At 65.4% G+C, this 16,364-nt stretch carries 19 protein-coding genes; 5 read left to right on the top strand and 14 right to left on the bottom strand.

All coding sequences use genetic code 11. From position 1 onward, the window contains the following. Positions 1-16: 16 nt before the first annotated feature. From lpdA to NV382_RS01510, 5 genes are read right to left on the bottom strand one after another with little or no spacing between them, the layout of a single operon-like run. On the bottom strand, positions 17-1,414 hold the full coding sequence (lpdA, locus tag NV382_RS01530) for a dihydrolipoyl dehydrogenase (RefSeq protein WP_260598795.1): 1,398 nt from the start codon (positions 1,412-1,414) through the stop codon (positions 17-19). Further along, the gene (locus NV382_RS01525) at positions 1,407-1,670 is read right to left on the bottom strand and encodes a hypothetical protein (protein ID WP_260598794.1); all 264 of its coding nucleotides are present in this window, start codon (positions 1,668-1,670) and stop codon (positions 1,407-1,409) included. Before NV382_RS01525 ends, lpdA begins: the two co-directional genes overlap by 8 nt. After that, positions 1,667-2,056, bottom strand: coding sequence for an acyl-CoA thioesterase (locus tag NV382_RS01520; protein ID WP_260598793.1), 390 nt, complete (start codon positions 2,054-2,056; stop codon positions 1,667-1,669). Before NV382_RS01520 ends, NV382_RS01525 begins: the two co-directional genes overlap by 4 nt. After that, entirely contained in the window at positions 2,049-2,291 is a 243-nt protein-coding gene (locus tag NV382_RS01515) for a hypothetical protein (RefSeq protein ID WP_260598792.1), read from the bottom strand. Before NV382_RS01515 ends, NV382_RS01520 begins: the two co-directional genes overlap by 8 nt. Position 2,292: 1 nt before the next feature. Next, positions 2,293-3,603, bottom strand: a complete 1,311-nt coding sequence (locus NV382_RS01510; protein WP_260598791.1) for a pyruvate dehydrogenase complex dihydrolipoamide acetyltransferase — start codon at positions 3,601-3,603, stop codon at positions 2,293-2,295. Between the two features lie 140 nt (positions 3,604-3,743). Between NV382_RS01510 and NV382_RS01505 the strand changes: the two genes are divergently transcribed. After that, the gene (locus tag NV382_RS01505) at positions 3,744-4,199 is read left to right on the top strand and encodes a universal stress protein (protein WP_260598790.1); all 456 of its coding nucleotides are present in this window, start codon (positions 3,744-3,746) and stop codon (positions 4,197-4,199) included. Continuing rightward, positions 4,199-5,488, top strand: a complete 1,290-nt coding sequence (locus NV382_RS01500) for a M28 family peptidase (RefSeq protein WP_260598789.1) — start codon at positions 4,199-4,201, stop codon at positions 5,486-5,488. Before NV382_RS01505 ends, NV382_RS01500 begins: the two co-directional genes overlap by 1 nt. Positions 5,489-5,732: 244 nt before the next feature. On the opposite strand, the gene NV382_RS01495 is transcribed toward NV382_RS01500, so the two are convergent. The 4 genes from NV382_RS01495 to NV382_RS01480 all read right to left on the bottom strand — a co-directional run bounded on the left by NV382_RS01495 (position 5,733) and on the right by NV382_RS01480 (position 8,847). Then, positions 5,733-6,959, bottom strand: coding sequence for an RcnB family protein (locus tag NV382_RS01495; protein ID WP_260598788.1), 1,227 nt, complete (start codon positions 6,957-6,959; stop codon positions 5,733-5,735). 113 nt (positions 6,960-7,072) lie between these two features. Next, positions 7,073-7,555 (bottom strand): GAF domain-containing protein, encoded by a 483-nt coding sequence (locus tag NV382_RS01490; RefSeq protein ID WP_260598787.1) that lies wholly within the window; start codon positions 7,553-7,555, stop codon positions 7,073-7,075. Between the two features lie 189 nt (positions 7,556-7,744). After that, on the bottom strand, positions 7,745-8,170 hold the full coding sequence (gene arfB / locus NV382_RS01485; RefSeq protein WP_260598786.1) for an alternative ribosome rescue aminoacyl-tRNA hydrolase ArfB: 426 nt from the start codon (positions 8,168-8,170) through the stop codon (positions 7,745-7,747). An 11-nt stretch (positions 8,171-8,181) separates the two neighbouring features. Beyond that, positions 8,182-8,847, bottom strand: coding sequence for an RluA family pseudouridine synthase (locus NV382_RS01480; RefSeq protein WP_260598785.1), 666 nt, complete (start codon positions 8,845-8,847; stop codon positions 8,182-8,184). 46 nt (positions 8,848-8,893) lie between these two features. On the opposite strand from NV382_RS01480, the gene NV382_RS01475 reads away from it, so the two are divergent. Further along, complete coding sequence (locus tag NV382_RS01475) at positions 8,894-9,676, top strand: M15 family metallopeptidase (protein WP_260598784.1); 783 nt, start codon at positions 8,894-8,896, stop codon at positions 9,674-9,676. A 53-nt stretch (positions 9,677-9,729) separates the two neighbouring features. On the opposite strand, the gene wrbA is transcribed toward NV382_RS01475, so the two are convergent. Both wrbA and NV382_RS01465 read right to left on the bottom strand, forming a co-directional pair. Beyond that, the gene (wrbA, locus tag NV382_RS01470; RefSeq protein WP_260598783.1) at positions 9,730-10,332 is read right to left on the bottom strand and encodes an NAD(P)H:quinone oxidoreductase; all 603 of its coding nucleotides are present in this window, start codon (positions 10,330-10,332) and stop codon (positions 9,730-9,732) included. A 75-nt stretch (positions 10,333-10,407) separates the two neighbouring features. Then, a complete protein-coding gene (locus NV382_RS01465) occupies positions 10,408-11,124 on the bottom strand; it encodes a pirin family protein (RefSeq protein ID WP_260598782.1) in 717 nt (238 codons plus the stop codon). A 123-nt stretch (positions 11,125-11,247) separates the two neighbouring features. On the opposite strand from NV382_RS01465, the gene NV382_RS01460 reads away from it, so the two are divergent. Further along, entirely contained in the window at positions 11,248-12,162 is a 915-nt protein-coding gene (locus NV382_RS01460; RefSeq protein WP_260598781.1) for a LysR family transcriptional regulator, read from the top strand. Between the two features lie 215 nt (positions 12,163-12,377). Then, a complete protein-coding gene (gene ctrA, locus NV382_RS01455; protein WP_260600268.1) occupies positions 12,378-13,085 on the top strand; it encodes a response regulator transcription factor CtrA in 708 nt (235 codons plus the stop codon). Positions 13,086-13,290: 205 nt separating this feature from the next. On the opposite strand, the gene NV382_RS01450 is transcribed toward ctrA, so the two are convergent. From NV382_RS01450 to NV382_RS01440, 3 genes are all read right to left on the bottom strand, one after another. Beyond that, a complete protein-coding gene (locus tag NV382_RS01450; RefSeq protein ID WP_260598780.1) occupies positions 13,291-13,614 on the bottom strand; it encodes a GIY-YIG nuclease family protein in 324 nt (107 codons plus the stop codon). Positions 13,615-13,687: 73 nt separating this feature from the next. After that, positions 13,688-15,364 (bottom strand): amidohydrolase, encoded by a 1,677-nt coding sequence (locus NV382_RS01445; RefSeq protein ID WP_260598779.1) that lies wholly within the window; start codon positions 15,362-15,364, stop codon positions 13,688-13,690. Between the two features lie 95 nt (positions 15,365-15,459). Next, positions 15,460-16,314, bottom strand: a complete 855-nt coding sequence (locus NV382_RS01440) for an NAD(P)-dependent oxidoreductase (protein WP_260598778.1) — start codon at positions 16,312-16,314, stop codon at positions 15,460-15,462. Positions 16,315-16,364 lie beyond the last annotated feature (50 nt).

Raw genomic sequence — 16,364 nt, 5'->3', positions numbered from 1 at the left:
AGCCGCTTGCCCCGGGTCAGATGTGCAACGCTTTGCCGTATGCCGCAAGCACGCTCTCATGCATCATTTCGCTCAGCGTCGGGTGCGGGAACACCGTCTCCATCAATTCCGCCTCGGTCGTCTCCAGTGTCTTGCCGATCGTATAGCCCTGGATCAATTCGGTCACTTCGGCGCCGATCATGTGCGCACCGAGCAGCTCTCCGGTCTTGGCATCGAACACCGTCTTGACGAAGCCCTCCGCCTCGCCGAGCGCGATCGCCTTGCCGTTGCCGATGAACGGAAAATTGCCGACCTTCACGTCATACCCAGCGTCCTTCGCCTTGGCTTCGGTCAGTCCGACGCTCGCGATCTGCGGGTGGCAATAGGTGCAGCCGGGAATGTTGCGCGGGTCCATCGCATGCGGATGTCCACCGGCGATCGCCTCGACCGCGATCACGCCTTCATGGCTGGCCTTGTGCGCCAGCCACGGCGGCGCAGTTATATCGCCGATCGCATACAGGCCGGGCACGTTGGTCTGGCAATCCAGGCCGGTCTTCACGAAGCCTCGGTCCGTCTCGACGCCCAGCGCTTCCAGCCCGACATCCTCGGTATTGGGCACGATGCCGATCGCGACGATGACATGACTGAACTCGGCATTGGTGACGGTGCCGTCCTTCGCCTTGATCGCCGCCGTCACGCCGTTCGCGCCGATGTCGAGCTTGTCGATCGCCGTCCCGGTCAGGATCGTCATGCCTTGCTTCTTCAGCGCTTTCTCCAGGAAGGTGGAGATATCGACATCCTCGACGGGCACGATCCGGTCGAGCATCTCGACCACTGTCACCTCGACACCCATGTCGTTGTAGAAGCTGGCGAACTCGATCCCGATCGCGCCCGATCCGATCACCAGCAGCTTGCTCGGCATTTCAGCAGGCGTCATTGCGTGGCGGTACGTCCAGATGCGCTTGCCGTCCGCCTTGGCATACGGCAACTCGCGCGCCCGCGCGCCGGTGGCGACGATGATGTTCTTGGCGGTCAGCTCGGTCGTCTTGCCATCGGCGGCAGTGACGGTCAGCGCACCCGGCCCCGTCAGCTTGCCCGTGCCCATGTGCACCGCGACCATGTTCTTCTTCATCAGGTGCGTCACGCCCTGGTTGAGCTGCTTCGCAACGCCGCGCGAACGCTTCACCACAGCATTGAGATCGGCGGTGATGTTGTCGGCGGCCAGGCCATAATCCTTGGCATGCTGCATATAGTGGAAGATCTCCGCCGAGCGCAGCAGCGCCTTGGTCGGGATGCACCCCCAATTGAGGCAGATTCCGCCCAGCAACTCGCGCTCGACGATCGCAACCTTGAGGCCAAGCTGGCTCGCACGGATCGCCGCGACATAGCCGCCAGGCCCCGAGCCGAGCACGATGAGATCATAGGAATCAGCCATTTATCCACTCCAGGCCCGTGGCCCATTGCCGTTGTGCGTACCGATGGTCCTTTGCGCGGACATCGGGATCGTCAAGTATGTGATAGATATTCATTGGAACGTGGAATGACACCCGGTGGCGCCGCTCGTTCCACTTCATGGAAGCCAAGGTAAGCCAACGCGAAGACAACGTAACCGGATTGCGCCCGGCGATTTCGAGTGCGAGCAGACGTTTGAACTGCCGCCGCCAAAATGCATCGACGTCGCTCGCCGTCATGCCGCAGCCGCAACCAACGTCATCGGCCGATCGTCAGCCCCCATCGCCACCAACGTGAACCTGCCTTCTGCCGCCTGCGAGCCGCCCTCACCGTGCCGGTCGCGTCGCCACACCATCACCGCCACCGTGATCGACGTCCTCCCGGTCGCGACGATCTCGGCGTGGAACGACACCTCGTCCCCTACCTGCACGGGTGCCTTGAACGAGAATCCGTTCGCCGCCACGACCGGGCAACGTGCACCCGAGAAACGTGACGCGGCCGACCCCGCGGCCAGTGCCATCTGCCCCATCAGCCACCCGACGAAGATCGTGCCGTAAGGATTGGCATCCGCCGCCATCGCCGTCGCGCGGATCGCGGGGATAGTGTCGGGTGGGCCGTCACTCATGCGGCGCGCCATTCACGCCGTCACTCTTCATCGGCCCGCGTCCACGATCCAGCGACCATGCCCGGCGCAGCGGCCGCACGCCTATCGCCACCACTACCGCCGCTACCACCCAGGCAACCAGCGAGATCGACTCACGCGCGTTCGGCACTGCCCAGGAGGCCAGCGACGACAGCAACAGGGTCGCCAGGATGCCGAACAGCATGTGCAGAAGCTCGATCAGCGTCCGCCAGGGCATGTCAGGCGAGCATCCCCAACGGGTTTTCGACCAGCGTCTTGAACGCTTGCATCAGCGCCGCGCCGTCCGATCCGTCGATTGCGCGGTGATCGAAGCTGCCGGTCGCCGACATTACCGCCGCGATGCCGAGCGCATCGTCGATGATGTACGGCCGCTTCTCGCCAGCGCCGATCGCCATGATCATGCCCTGTGGCGGGTTGATCACCGCGTCGAAATTCTTGATCCCGAACATGCCCATGTTGCTGATGCTGGCCGTACCGCCGGTATATTCCTCGGGCTTCAATTTCTGTTCGCGCGCCCGGGCGGCGAGATCCTTCATCTCGGTCGAAATCGCCGACAGCGACTTGGTATCGGCATGCGTGATCACCGGGGTGATCAGTCCGGAAGGCGCGCTCACCGCAACCGAAATGTCGGCACGCGAGAAGGTGATCAGCTGATCGGGCGTGAACATCACGTTGCACGTCGGCACCTGCATCAGGCTCACCGCCAGTGCCTTAATCAGCAGGTCGTTGACCGACAGCTTCACGCCGCGCGCTTCCAGGCTCTTGTTCAGGTCGGCGCGCAGCTTGAGCAGCGCGTCGAGCCGGATATCCAGCGTCAGGTAGATATGCGGCACCTGCTGCTTCGATTCGGTCAGGCGGCGCGCAATCGTCTTCCGCACGTTGCTGAGCTTGGCCGCCTCATGGGGGATGTCGGGGATTGCAGCAGCCTTGGCCGCGACGGGCGCAGATGCGGCAGGTGCCGGTGCTGCCGCCACCTCCGGCGCCGAGACAGCCGCCTGCGGCGCAGTCGAGGCAGCGCCTTGCTTCGCGCCGTCAAGATCCGCCTTCACGATCCGGCCATTGGGACCCGACCCGGTCAGCGCGGAAAGCTCGATATTCTTCTCCGCCGCAATGCGTCGCGCCAGCGGGCTGGCCTTGACGCGCTCACCCGTTGCAGCGGGAGCCGTCTGCACTGGCGCAGGCTCGACCGCACGTGCCGCCTCCGGCGCGCGCGCCTCTTGCTTTGGTGTCTCTGCCTTGGGTTCTTCCTTCGCGACAGTAGCTGGCGGCGCGGCATCCGCGCTTTCGCCTTCCTGCGTCAGCGTGGCGATCACCGTCCCGACCTTCACATTGTCGGTACCTTCGGCGATCAGGATCTTGCCGATCACGCCTTCGTCGACCGCCTCGAACTCCATCGTCGCCTTGTCGGTCTCGATCTCGGCCATCAGGTCGCCGGACTTGACGCTGTCGCCTTCCTTGACCAGCCACTTGGCCAGCGTGCCCTCCTCCATCGTCGGCGACAAAGCTGGCATCTTGATCTCGATCGGCATGGGATTCCTTTGACGCATTCCTGGGGAGGAGATGATTCCGGTGCGGCGGCGATCCTTCGCGCCCGACACCGCGATGGTCAAGACCGCACTCTTGCGCGCGCCGCCGCATAAAGGCACCTATGCGCCACAAGGGAGTGGAAATGCGCATCTATCTGGTGGTGGTCGATGAAACGCCGGAGGCCGGTATCGCGCTCCGCTTCGCCGCGCGCCGCGCGGTCAAGACCGGCGGCGGGGTCGAGATCCTCACCCTTCTGCCGCCGGCCGAATTCGGCCCGTGGGGCGGTGTTCAGGCAACGATCGAAGAAGAAGCGCGCCTTCATGCCGAGGCGCTCGTCGCGGGCGCGGCGGGCACGCTGATCGAGGAATCCGGCCTGCGCCCCTCGATTACGCTGAAGCAGGGCGACGGCCCCAAGATCATCCGCGAGATGATCGCCGCCAACCCTGACATTGCCGCCCTGGTCCTCGGCGCCGCGGCGATCGGCGCGCCCGGCCCCCTCGTCGCGCATTTCGCCGGCACCGATGCTGGCGCCCTGCCCATCCCGCTCATGATCATCCCCGGCTCGCTTACCCGCGACGATATCGACAGGCTCAGCTGATGAAATACCTGCCCCTCATGACGCTCATCCTCGCCGCGCCTGCTGCAGCCCAGGACCAGCCCAGCCCTGCCCGGCTGAAGGCGGATGTCGAGAAGCTCGTCTCGTTCGGCACGCGGCACACGCTGTCCGCGCAGGACGATCCGGCACAAGGCATCGGCGCCGCCCGCGCCTGGGCCGGCGGCGAGCTCACGCGCATTGCGGACGCCTGCAACGGCTGCATCGTCGTGTCGAACATCGCCCGGACCATGGTGTCGCCTCGGACCCCGGCGGGCGCGAATATTGTCGACGTGCTCGGTTTTCAGCAGGGTAGCGATCCTAAACGCGTCGTGATCGTCGGTGCGCATATCGACAGCCGTGTTACCGATGTCATGGATGCCAAGGGCATTGCCCCCGGTGCCAACGACAATGGCTCGGGCTCGGCGCTGGTGCTGGAAGCCGCCCGCCTGCTGTCGCAACAGAAGTTTCGTGCGACGATCGTCTATGTCTTGTTCTCGGGCGAGGAACAGGGGCTGCTCGGCGCGCAATTGCTGTCGGAAACCGCGCGCGACAAGGGCTGGACGGTAAGCGCCATGCTCAACAACGACATCGTCGGCAACAGCCTCGGCCAAGGCGGCGTGCGCGACGCGGCGCGCGTGCGCGTCTTTTCCGAAGGCATCCGCATGTCGGAGGACCTGCCCGCCCAGATCGCCCGGCGTGGCAATGGCGGCGAGGATGACGGTCCGTCGCGCACTTTGGCCAAGGCGATCGACGGCGTGGCCGGCAAGATCCCCGGCGGCCTCGACGTGTTCGTCGACCGCCGCCCCGATCGCTTCGGCCGCGGCGGCGATCACGAGCCGTTCCTCAAGCTCGGCTTCCCCGCCGTGCGCTTCAGCTCATCGGTCGAGAATTGGGACGCCCAGCATCAGGATCTGCGCACCGAGAAAGGCGTCACTTACGGCGACACGATCGACCGGATGGACTTCACCTATCTGGCCAAGGTGACCGCCATCAACGTCGCGACGATCCGCCGCCTTGCCGCCGCACCCGCGGCCCCCGACAAGGTGACGATCGCCGGCGACCTCTCGCGCGATACCAATGTCAGCTGGGCGGCCATTCCCGGGGCAGTCGGCTACCGCGTCCGCTGGCGCCGCTCGGACGCGCAGGACTGGACGGGCACGCTGGACGTGAAGACCACGCAGACGGTGCTCCGCAACGTGCCGGTCGACGACCACCTGATCGGTGTCGCATCGCTTGCCGCCGACGGCGCGGAAAGCCTCGTCACCTTCGGCGAACGCGCCCGTCGGCAATAACGCATGGCGGCTCGCCTCGGGTAGCGCGCATGGCTCTTAGACTGTAACGAACAAGAACAAGGCCTTAGCGTCACCCCGGACTTGTTTCGGAGGTGCACCGTGCCGCACCCTCAACGTTCAGCCATCATAACTTCGGAAAGCCGCTTGGTGGACCCCGGAACAAGTCCGGGGTGACGTTTCTGGCTATTGGAGGCGCATCTACAACCCGCGCCCCCCCCCCAAACCAACGCCCACCCGCCCCCAATCAGCGGCAGGCGCAATCGCAGGTGCACTGCACGCGCACCTTGGACCGGGGCTTCCAGACCTTCTTCGGCGCCCGCCACACCTTGCGCGGCGCGGCGTAGCTCGTCTCGACATATTCGGTCGTCGTCGTGGTCACCGTCTCTACGGGCGCTGACACCGTCACGACAGTAGTGGTCGCCGGCGGGTACCAATAGCCGCCGCTGACATAACCGCCCTGCTGGCGATATCCCGAATTGTAGCTGCTGGTATAGCCGCCGCTCTGCACCACCTCGGCTGGCGGCGCATACGCGACCGGCGGCGCGGGATAACCAGCGCCATAGCCGTTGGCATAGCGCCCGCGATCCTCCGACTTGTCGATCGCATACCCGGCCGCTGCGCCGACGCCTGCGCCGATCAGCGTGCCCGCCAGCCGATTGCCGCGCCCGGCAATCACGTTGCCAGCGACCCCGCCGACCACGCCACCGATCACAGCGCCACCGAGGCCGTCATCCGGTCGCGCGACATAGGCTTGCTCGTCATAGCCACCCTGATCGTAGCCCCCGCCACCATAGGCATAGGCACCATCGTCATAGCCGTAGCCATCGTCGTACCGGTCCCAATTGACCCCGCTGACCGAATCCCAGACCTGCCCGCGGCTGTCCATCAACACCGCATCGTCATAATAGCGCGTCCAGCTATAGCCATAAGGCGGCGAGGACAGGCCGTAGGACGAATAATCGCTGATGAAGAAGCTCGGCTGGATCCAGTAGCTCGGCAACACCCAGCCGCGCGTCGGGCGATGATAGCCGTTCCAGCCGCCCGGCGCATTGTAGCCGGCATGCCAATGGCCGTTCACGTTGCCGCCCCAACGCGGCGGACGCTGATGGTTGTTCCAATTGCCGGGCTTCGGCCCCTGGCCATTCCAACCCGGCGTGGGGCCGTTGCCGTTCCACTGGCCAGGCCGCGGGTGGTTGCCGTTCCAATTACCAGGCTTCTGGCCGTTCCAATTGCTTGGCGGCGTCGGGCGCGGCGTGTTCCAATTCCCCGGTTGCGCCGGACGTGGCGCATTCCAATGCGTCGACTGCGTGGATCGCGACCCGCTCCAGCTACCCTGGCTCGACATCGATCGCTGGCCGCCCGTCGAGACGGAATGGCTAGTCGCGCCGCTGCTCCCGAGTCGCTGCGCTTCCAGCGGTGCTGTCGACACCAGCAGCGCCCCGGCAAGTGCAGCAAAAGTGAGAGTTCGCATGGTAGACGCTCCTGGCATGACGCGGCAGCCCGTCAGGCGCCACAGCAAATATTAACGCGTCAGTTACCATTTCGTCGCGTTTTTTGCCAGATGCGTCGCTGTCCTAAAACGGATCAGCCCAAGCGCGGCGCCAGCAAGGCAACCAGTGCCTCGCACCCTGCCGCATCGTCGGCATCGAACCGCGCCGGCTCGGGAGAATCGAGGTCGAGTACCCCGATCAACCGACCATCGGCGACGATCGGCACGACCAGCTCAGACCGGCTTGCCGCATCGCAGGCGATGTGCCCAGGAAAGGCATGCACGTCCTCCACCAGCTGCGTCGTGCGTGTTTCCGCCGCCGTGCCGCACACGCCCTTGCCCATGTCGATGCGGATGCATGCGACCTTGCCCTGGAACGGCCCGAGCACCAGCTCGCCATCGATCGCGCGGTAGAAACCTGCCCAATTCAGATCGGGGAGGTATTCCCACACCAAGGCGGCGGCATTGGCCATGTTGGCGATCGCATCGGGCTCGTCCGCAGTCAGCGCATCGAGCGCCGACAGCAGATCGCGGTACAGATCGGCCTTGGAGCCGGCGGAGATATCGAACTGATACATGCTTGTTCCTACGTTGATCGCCGGACGGGCGCGTTTGCTACGTGTTCCTTGCCAACTTCTTCCCCGGCGAAGGCCGGGGCCCAGTAGCGGAACGGGCGGAAGCCGCTGCTACGCTCACTTACTTCTACCACCCCGCCTGGGCCCCGGCCCCCGCCAGGGAACGGCCCTGTCACAGACAGCCAAACCCTATCAGTCCAGCGAAACCCGCCCCCGTCCCGCCTTCACGCCCGATCTCTTCACCTTGCCATCCACGCGCCGCGTGGCCGATGCCTTGGTCGGTCGTGTCGGGCGACGCTTCTTCTGCACGATCGTCGCCTCCTGGATCAACGCCACCAACCGCGCCCGCACTTCCTGGCGGTTGAGCAGTTGCGAGCGTGTGCCTTCGCTGCGCAGCACCAACACACCATCGCGCGTCAATCGCGACCCCGCCAGCGCCGAAAGCCGTTCTTTGACCGCCTCCGGCAAGCCGGGGGAATTCGCCACGTCGAAGCGCAGGATCACCGCGCTGTCGGTGGTGTTCACATGCTGCCCACCGGCACCGCCGCTGCGCGTCGCGCTTTCCTGCAGCTCGTCAGAATCGATCCATATCGAACGCGTGATCTGGATGCCGGCCATGTCGGGCTCGCTTAGTCGCCCTGCACCGGTGCCAGCGCGAAGCCAGCCTCGGCAAAACGCTCGGGCAGCGGCGCAACCGCGACGATCGGGTCCTTGCCTGCGCGCGGAACGGTCAGCGCCGCGGCGTGCAGCAAGGTGTGCTTGCCGCCACTGCCATAGATCGGATCGCCGACCACGGGAGCACCCAGCGCTTCGGCGGCATGCACGCGAATCTGGTGCGTGCGTCCCGTCTCCGGCGTGAACTCGACGAACGCGCGGCCATCCTTCACCTCGATCACGCGCCAGCCGGTCCGCGCCGCCTTGCCGGCCGGGTCGCCGCGCATTCGCCAGCCTTCCTCCGCCGTGCTGGTCTTGGACAAGGCCAGGTCGATCGTCCCGCTCTCGCCCTCCGGCACGCCGTCCAGCACCGCGAGATAGCGCTTGATCACCAGCCCCTGCTCGAACGCCTGCTGCAGCCGCGCATGGGCCTTTGGGTTGCGCGAGAGGAGCAGGCAGCCCGACGTATCGCGGTCCAGCCGGTGTACCGCGTGCGGCCAGCGCCGGAACCCGAAGGTCAAGCCGTCGAGGTGGTTTTCAAGGCTGAGCGAGCCGTCACGCGGCCGATCGACCGGCAAGCCGGCGGGCTTGTCGATGACCAGCGCTTCGCCGTCGAGGAAGAGAACATGATTTACGAGCATGGCATGCCCTTGCCACTCCCCGCGCCGTCATGCCAGAGAAACACCGGTGCCGCGCTTCCTCAACTTTGTCATCGGCACATGCGGCTGGATGCTCGGCATGGCGCCGGCGCTCGCGCTCGCCGCGCCGATCGAGCTTTGTCCGGGGCAGATCGCCGAGACCGGCAAGGATGGCCGCGTGTTGGGACATCTGCCGTACGGCGAGGGCGCGCAATACGACATGGTCGATGCGCCGCCCGGTTTCGCCTTGGGTGGCCCGTGCCGGCTGCAGCGCGCCGCGGCCGCCGATCTCACGCGGCTGTTGAGCGCAGCGAACGCCGTGCCGGACGTCGCCGGCACCTTGCGCGGTGTCTCCTGCCATCGCTCGATCGCATATCAGCGCCAGGTATTCTGCGGGCGGATCGGCGCTGACCAACGCTTCGCTACCGCCGCCGAGCGCGCCCGCGTCGTCGCGCCGCCGGGCTATAGCGAACATGCCACCGGCTACGCGCTCGATTTCGGCATTCGTCCGTCGCCCGATTGTCCCGACGTCGATGCCTGCATCGTCTGGCAACCCGCCGGTCGCTGGCTGATCGCCCATGCGCGGGATTATGGCTTCGAACTGTCCTTCCCCCCCGCCAATGCGCAAGGGGTCAGTTGGGAGCCATGGCACTGGCGCTGGGTCGGCACGTCGGCGAGGTCACCGGGTGCAACCGCCGCCCGCGCCGTCTTCGCCCGGGCCGCATCGAATTACCCGGCCATCCCGGGCTTGTTCATCAAGCCGCCACGTGTCGTGCCGACGCTACCGCGCCCGCTTTTCCCGCTCGCCTTCCCGCGCCTGCCGGGCGCTTAAGGCAGCAAAACGGCCGAGCGGCAACCCGCCCGGCCGTCTTCGCTGCTGCTCGATCAGCCGAACTGCTTGGCCGCGACCTCAGCGATGCGCTTGCCCTGATAGCGTGCGCCATCCAGCTCTTCCTGGCCCGGCTGGCGGCTGCCGTCGCCGTCCGAGATCGTCGTCGCGCCATAAGGTGATCCGCCGCGCACCTTGTCGACGCCCATCTGCGCCTGGAAGCCGTAATCCAGCCCGACGATCGTCATGCCGAAGTGCAGCAGATTGGTGATGATCGAGAACAACGTCGTCTCCTGCCCGCCATGCTGGCTCGCAGTGGAGGTGAACGCGCCACCGATCTTGCCGTTCAGCGCACCGCGGAACCACAGGCCGCCGGCCTGGTCGAGGAACGAGGCCATCTGGCTCGGCATGCGGCCGAAGCGCGTCGGCGCACCGATGATGATCGCATCATACTGCTCCAGCGCGTCGACACTTTCGATCAGCGGGTGCGCGGTGTCTGTCTTGAAGCCGGCGGCCTGCACGACGGCGTCGGGTGCGGTTTCGGCGACGCGACGGATATCGACCTGGGCCCCGCCGGAACGCGCGCCTTCGGCAACGGCATCGGCCATCTGTTCAATATGGCCGTAGGACGAGTAATAGAGGACGAGAACTTTGGTCATGGACGTTTCCTTTGTGGGAGGGGCAGCAACAAGGGCCGTCATGCCAGCCTGCGCCGGCATGACGTTTCGATATACTTACTCGCTGTCGACCAGCACGATCTCGGCATCTTCGAGCGCCTTGATCTCGACGGTCTGGCCGCCTTCCAGCGCCGCGCCATCACGCGGGCCGAATCGCACGCCATCGATCTCCAGCGCGCCCTTCGCCGCGACGAGATAGGCATGCCGTCCCGTGCCGACGATGTGCGTGACGCTCTCGCCCGCCTTCACCGTCGCACCCAGCACACGGGCATCGGTCCGGATCGGCAGGGCATCGACGTCCTCCGGAAAGCCGCTCGCCAGCACGACGAACTTGCCGTCGCGTGCTTCCTTGGGGAACGGCTTGGCACCCCAGCTCGGCGCGCCGCCGGTCCGCGATGGCTCGATCCAGATCTGGAACAATGTCGTCGTCTCGGGCTCCAGGTTGAATTCGGCATGCCGCACGCCGGTACCGGCACTCATCACCTGCACATCGCCAGCGCCGGTCCGGCCCTTGTTACCCATCGAATCCTGGTGCGTGATCGCGCCGCTGCGGACATAGGTGATGATCTCCATGTCCTTGTGCGGATGCGCCGGAAAGCCGCTGTTCGGCCCGATCTCGTCGTCGTTCCACACGCGGATCGCGCCCCAGCCCATGCGAGCGGGATCATAGTAATTGGCGAACGAGAAGTGATGGCGCGCGTTCAGCCAGCCATGGTCGGCATGGCCCAGGCTGTCGAACGACCTTTTTTCAATTTTGCTCTTGGTATCGATCATGGCGAAGTCCTCGCTAACAGTTGTTGCCGCCAAGATAGTGGTTTTGATTAGGTCGTAAACGGAAACGCTGGAAACCAATCGTTTCACTTGGTAGCTTGCGGGACCAAGAGAAAGGACTCGATCATGCGCCTGCCGGACCTCGAAGCCTGGGCGATCTTCGCGCAAGTGGTCGAGCATCGCTCGTTCAGCGGCGCGGCAGAGACGATCGGCGTGTCCAAGGCCACGGTGTCCAAGGCGATCACCCGGCTGGAGGCGCATCTCAACCAGTCGCTGTTCCACCGTACCTCCCGCCGCCTGACGCTGACCGAGAGCGGCAAGGCGCTGGCCGAGCATGCCGCGCGCATCCTGGCGGAGGCGAACGCGGCGGAGGAAGCCGCGCGCGACGCCGCTACCGCGCCCAGCGGCCTGGTCCGCCTGACCGCGCCGATGACGCTCGGCCTGCTCCACGTCGCGCCGCTCGTGACCGAATTTCTGGCGCAGCATCCCGGCATCGAGATCGATCTGAACCTCACCGACGGCAAGGTCGACATCGTCGCCGACGGCTTCGACATCGCGCTGCGCATCGCCGATCTGCCCGATTCCTCGCTGCGGTCGCGCCGCCTCGGCCCCGTCAACGCACATATCATCGCCGCGCCAGCCTATCTGCAGCTACACGGCCGCCCGACCCACCCTGCGCAACTCGGCGAGCGGCCATGCTTTGCCTACACCAACGTCACCGGCCCCTGGCGCTTCCGCGGCCCCGATGGTGGCGAGGCGGCGGTACGCCCGACCGGCCCGCTGCGCACCAACAGCGGCGACGCGCTGTTGCCCGCGCTCCGTGCCGGGCTCGGCATCGGCATCCTGCCCGACTTCATCGTCGGCCCGGATCTGGCGAGTGGCGCGCTGGAAGCGATCCTGACCGACTGGACCTTGCCGCCGATCGCGCTCCACCTGCTCACCCCGCCGAGCAATCTCCGCCCCGCCCGCGTCGAGACGTTGATCGCCTTCCTGGCCGAACGGATGCGCAGCGTCTGCGCGGCAGATGGATTTGGCAGCTGACGCGTAGCGCGTTGTTTACCACTTCAGGCCAAAAGGGCTCTCATCGCACAGGTGATTCGCGGCGCCGACCGAAAGAATTGCCCGCGACTCGCGGAACTAGGCCGCTTAATTCGAAATTAACCTTTTGCGTTCATCCCTGATGAGGTTAATGGTTTATGCGCGATAGCGATCAGCAACAGGCTGATGGCGACGCGTCTGGACAGGGGACGGCCAAGATGCGCGTACTGTTGATCGAAGACGAGCCCTCGACCGCCAAGGCGATCGACCTCATGCTCACTGCCGAGGGTTTCATCGTCTACACGACGGACCTTGGCGAGGAAGGGCTCGATCTGGGAAAGCTGTATGATTACGACATCATCCTGCTCGATCTGAACCTGCCCGACATGCACGGCTATGACGTGCTCAAGAAGCTCCGCGTCGCCCGCGTGCAGACGCCGGTGCTGATCCTGAGCGGCATCAACGAGATGGACAGCAAGGTCCGTTCGTTCGGCTTCGGCGCCGACGATTACGTCACCAAGCCGTTCCACCGCGAAGAACTCACCGCGCGGATCCATGCCGTCGTGCGTCGCTCCAAGGGTCACAGCCAGTCGGTCATCCGTACCGGCAAGCTCGCGGTCAATCTCGATGCCAAGACGGTCGAAGTCGATGGCAGCCGCGTCCATCTGACCGGCAAGGAATACGCGATGCTCGAGCTGCTCAGCCTGCGCAAGGGCACGACGCTGACCAAGGAAATGTTCCTCAACCACCTGTACGGCGGCATGGACGAACCCGAACTCAAGATCATCGACGTGTTCATCTGCAAGCTGCGTAAGAAACTGAGCCTCGCCTGCGATGGCGAGAATTACATCGAGACCGTCTGGGGCCGCGGCTATGTGCTGCGCGAACCGGACGAAGTCGGCATGCCGGTCGCCGAAGTCGCCTGATCGATCGAATAGGGCTGCTGCCGCGGGCAGCAAAGGCCGCGGCATCGGGGGGTGCCGCGGCCTTTTGTTTGGGGGTTAGGGCCTGAACCACGTCCCGCCGTCATCCTGAACTCGTTTCAGGATCCAGGCGCGGCCACCCACCACATGGACACGACCCGTGGGTCGATCAACCGCGCCGCGATCCCAAAGCAATCCCGGTGCGACGTCACCTGGTGATCCGCGTCGGCGACAAAGGTGCCAGGCCGAAATCCAGCGCCAAGTCACGCCAGGTCGGATTAGTCGCTTCGATGAGGTTGATCTTCCATGCACGATGCCAGTTCTTCAACTGCTTCTCCCGGGCGATCGCAATGTCCATCGTCTCGGCGTGCTCGATCAGCACGAGCCGCTTGACGCCGTAGCGTTTGGTAAAGCCCTCGATCAGTTCGTCTCGGTGCTGCATCATACGTCCGACCGGCACCGAGGTTACGCCGACATATAAGGTCCCGCGCTTTTGGCTGGCGAGTATGTAGACAGCGGGTTCACGCTCCATATACGTCGCCCTTGCATCAATTGACCGCGCATGGATGCTGAAACAAGTTCAGCATGACGTTACGATTCGCCCCTCACTTCCGCGACCAAACCTTCGCCCCGCCGACCCAGGTCTCCTGCACCTTCGTGGTCCGCAATTCGGCCGGTGAAGCCAGCAGCGGATCGCGATCGACGATGATGAAGTCCGCCTGCTGCCCGACCGCCAGCCGCCCGAACTTGTCTTCGGCAAACCCCGCATAGGCCGCCCCTTGCGTGAACGCCCACCACGCCTGCTCGCGCGTCACCGCTTCCTCCGGCCGCCAGCCGCCGAACGGCTGCCCCGTCGCATCGGTGCGCGTGAACGCCGCGGCCCAGCCGGCGAACGGATCGGGGCTTTCCACCGGATAGTCCGATCCGAAGGCCAGCTTGGCACCGTTCTTCAGCATCGTCGCCCAGGCATAGGCGCCGGTCAGTCGCGCTGCGCCCAGCCGCGCCTCGGCCATCGTCCGATCGCTCGTGGCATGCACCGGCTGCATCGAGGCGATCGTGCCGAACTTGCCGAAGCGCGGCAGGTCGATCGGATCGACGATCTGCGCATGTTCGATCCGCCAGCGCCGATCGCCCTTATAGGTATCGGACATCGCCTCGATCGCGTCCAGCGCCTGCGCATTGGCCTTGTCGCCGATTGCATGCACCGCGACCTGATACCCCTCGAGCGACGCCCGGCTCATCAGGTTGCGGATCACGTCCTCGGCCATGAAGCCGAGGCCGCTTTCCTTGGGCGCGTCGCTATACGGCGCCTTCAGCCACGCGCCGCGCGATCCAAGCGCACCATCGGCGTACAGCTTCACACCACCCAGATGCAGCTTGTCGCCGTACAGCCACGGCGTTCCCCCGCGCCCGCCGACCTGCACCGCAGTGTCGACACTGCTCGCGTAGCTCATCACCCGCACCCGCATCGCGCCGAGATCGCCTATCCGGCGATAGGCGAGCCAATCGTCGAGTGAGGTCCCCATGTCCGCAGTCGCGGTGATGCCGAAGCCGAGCAGGATCGTCTGCGCCTTGATGAAGGCGGCATTCCTGTCCGCCGGCAGCGGCTGCGGCACCGCTTTCTCGATCAATTGCTGCGCGGCATCGACGAACACGCCGTTCGGCAGCGTGCCCGTCTTCTCGATCCGCCCGCCCGCCGGCGAGATGCTGCGCGCGGTGACGCCCGCCACCTTCATCGCGGCGGAATTCGCCCAACCGGCATGACCATCCGCGCGCGCGAGCCAGATCGGCTGATCGCCGGCAATCCCGTCGAGATCGGCAGCGGTGGGAAACCGGCCCAGGCCCCACGCCTCCTGGTTCCAGCCGCCCCCCAAGATCCATTTGCGATCGGGATTGGCCTTGGCATAAGCGGCGATCTTCGCCTTGGCTTCCTCCAGCGTGCGCGTATCGGACAAGTCGAGCGCCAGCGCGCGGAAGCCCAGTTCCATGACATGGCCATGCGCGTCGACGAAGCCGGGCAGCAATGTCCTACCCTTCATGTCCGCGCGCCAATCCAGCTTCTCGGGCCGCTTGTCGCCGCGCTGGAGCAACCGGCTGACCTTGCCCTCGGGCGTGATCAGCAGGCCGGTGAACTGGATCGGCTTGCCGTCCTTGTCCATCGTCACGCCGTTGACATTGTCGACCAGGGCATCGGCGAGGGCGGGGGTTGCGAAACTCAGGGCGAACGCCGCGAGCACTGCCTGCACCACACGCTTACCGTCATGCTGAACTTGTTTCAGCATCCAGGCGCGGTCATCTGCCACACGGGCGACACGCATGAGGCAAGTGGCCGCGCATGGACCCTGAAACGAGTTCAGGGTGACGGTCGTGCAACGTTTCACTTCGGCAATCTCCTGACGAGCGCGCTCGTATCCTGGCGGGCGCCGCCTATCCGCTGCACCTCGGCATAGAATTGATCGACCAACGCCGCGACGGGCAGCACCGCGCCGTTGCGCTTAGCTTCATCCAGCGCCAGCCCCAAATCCTTGCGCATCCAATCCACCGCAAAGCCGAAGTCGAAGCGGTCCTCGCCCATCGACTCCCAGCGATTGACCATCTGCCAGCTCTGCGCCGCACCGCCCGATATCGCCTCGAACACCTTGGCGAGGTCGAGTTCGCTTGCCTGCGCGAATCGCAGCGCCTCGCTCACACCCTGCAGCACGCCGGCGATGGCGATCTGGTTGACCATCTTGGTCGTCTGCCCCGCCCCCGGATCACCGACATGCACGATCCGCGCGGCATAGGCGGCCATGATCGGCTCCGCTTTGGCCAGCGCTTCGGCCGATCCGCCGCACATGATCGACAGCTTGCCGTTCTCGGCACCCGCCTGCCCGCCTGATACCGGTGCATCCACCGATAATGCCCGCGCACTTGCCAGCCGTCGTGCGATATCCGCCGACACGGTCGTGTGGTCGATGAACACCGCGTCGTCGCGCATCACCGCAAAGGCGCCCTCGGCCCCGAGGGTCACCGCAGCCAGATCATCGTCGTTGCCGACGCAGGTGATCACCGCATCCTTGCCCATTGCCGCCGCGGCCGGCGTATCGGCGACCTGCCCGCCATAAGTGTCCGCCCAGGCATCCGCCTTGGCGCGCGTGCGATTATAGACGGTGACGTCGTGCCCGGCGCGGACGAGATGCCCCGCCATCGGCGCGCCCATCACGCCGGTTCCGATGAATGCGATTGTTGCCATGGCTCTTCCGATAGTCAGTGTTCCTTCGCTGCGCCAGATGGTCTAGTCGG

It is taken from the genome of Sphingomonas endolithica, assembly GCF_025231525.1.
GTDB lineage: Bacteria > Pseudomonadota > Alphaproteobacteria > Sphingomonadales > Sphingomonadaceae > Sphingomonas > Sphingomonas endolithica.
The sequence above is the reverse complement of the archived record's forward strand: the minus strand, read 5'-3'. Positions and strand labels throughout refer to the sequence as shown.

What these genes read in the sequence shown, in the direction of transcription:
- lpdA (WP_260598795.1), bottom strand. Translation starts at nt 1,414, where the DNA reads ATGGCTGATTCCTATGATCTCATCGTGCTCGGCTCGGGGCCTGGCGGC.
- NV382_RS01525 (WP_260598794.1), bottom strand. Translation starts at nt 1,670, where the DNA reads ATGACGGCGAGCGACGTCGATGCATTTTGGCGGCGGCAGTTCAAACGT.
- NV382_RS01520 (WP_260598793.1), bottom strand. Translation starts at nt 2,056, where the DNA reads ATGAGTGACGGCCCACCCGACACTATCCCCGCGATCCGCGCGACGGCG.
- NV382_RS01515 (WP_260598792.1), bottom strand. Translation starts at nt 2,291, where the DNA reads ATGCCCTGGCGGACGCTGATCGAGCTTCTGCACATGCTGTTCGGCATC.
- NV382_RS01510 (WP_260598791.1), bottom strand. Translation starts at nt 3,603, where the DNA reads ATGCCGATCGAGATCAAGATGCCAGCTTTGTCGCCGACGATGGAGGAG.
- NV382_RS01505 (WP_260598790.1), top strand. Translation starts at nt 3,744, where the DNA reads ATGCGCATCTATCTGGTGGTGGTCGATGAAACGCCGGAGGCCGGTATC.
- NV382_RS01500 (WP_260598789.1), top strand. Translation starts at nt 4,199, where the DNA reads ATGAAATACCTGCCCCTCATGACGCTCATCCTCGCCGCGCCTGCTGCA.
- NV382_RS01495 (WP_260598788.1), bottom strand. Translation starts at nt 6,959, where the DNA reads ATGCGAACTCTCACTTTTGCTGCACTTGCCGGGGCGCTGCTGGTGTCG.
- NV382_RS01490 (WP_260598787.1), bottom strand. Translation starts at nt 7,555, where the DNA reads ATGTATCAGTTCGATATCTCCGCCGGCTCCAAGGCCGATCTGTACCGC.
- arfB (WP_260598786.1), bottom strand. Translation starts at nt 8,170, where the DNA reads ATGGCCGGCATCCAGATCACGCGTTCGATATGGATCGATTCTGACGAG.
- NV382_RS01480 (WP_260598785.1), bottom strand. Translation starts at nt 8,847, where the DNA reads ATGCTCGTAAATCATGTTCTCTTCCTCGACGGCGAAGCGCTGGTCATC.
- wrbA (WP_260598783.1), bottom strand. Translation starts at nt 10,332, where the DNA reads ATGACCAAAGTTCTCGTCCTCTATTACTCGTCCTACGGCCATATTGAA.
- NV382_RS01465 (WP_260598782.1), bottom strand. Translation starts at nt 11,124, where the DNA reads ATGATCGATACCAAGAGCAAAATTGAAAAAAGGTCGTTCGACAGCCTG.
- NV382_RS01460 (WP_260598781.1), top strand. Translation starts at nt 11,248, where the DNA reads ATGCGCCTGCCGGACCTCGAAGCCTGGGCGATCTTCGCGCAAGTGGTC.
- ctrA (WP_260600268.1), top strand. Translation starts at nt 12,378, where the DNA reads ATGCGCGTACTGTTGATCGAAGACGAGCCCTCGACCGCCAAGGCGATC.
- NV382_RS01450 (WP_260598780.1), bottom strand. Translation starts at nt 13,614, where the DNA reads ATGGAGCGTGAACCCGCTGTCTACATACTCGCCAGCCAAAAGCGCGGG.
- NV382_RS01445 (WP_260598779.1), bottom strand. Translation starts at nt 15,364, where the DNA reads ATGCTGAAACAAGTTCAGCATGACGGTAAGCGTGTGGTGCAGGCAGTG.
- NV382_RS01440 (WP_260598778.1), bottom strand. Translation starts at nt 16,314, where the DNA reads ATGGCAACAATCGCATTCATCGGAACCGGCGTGATGGGCGCGCCGATG.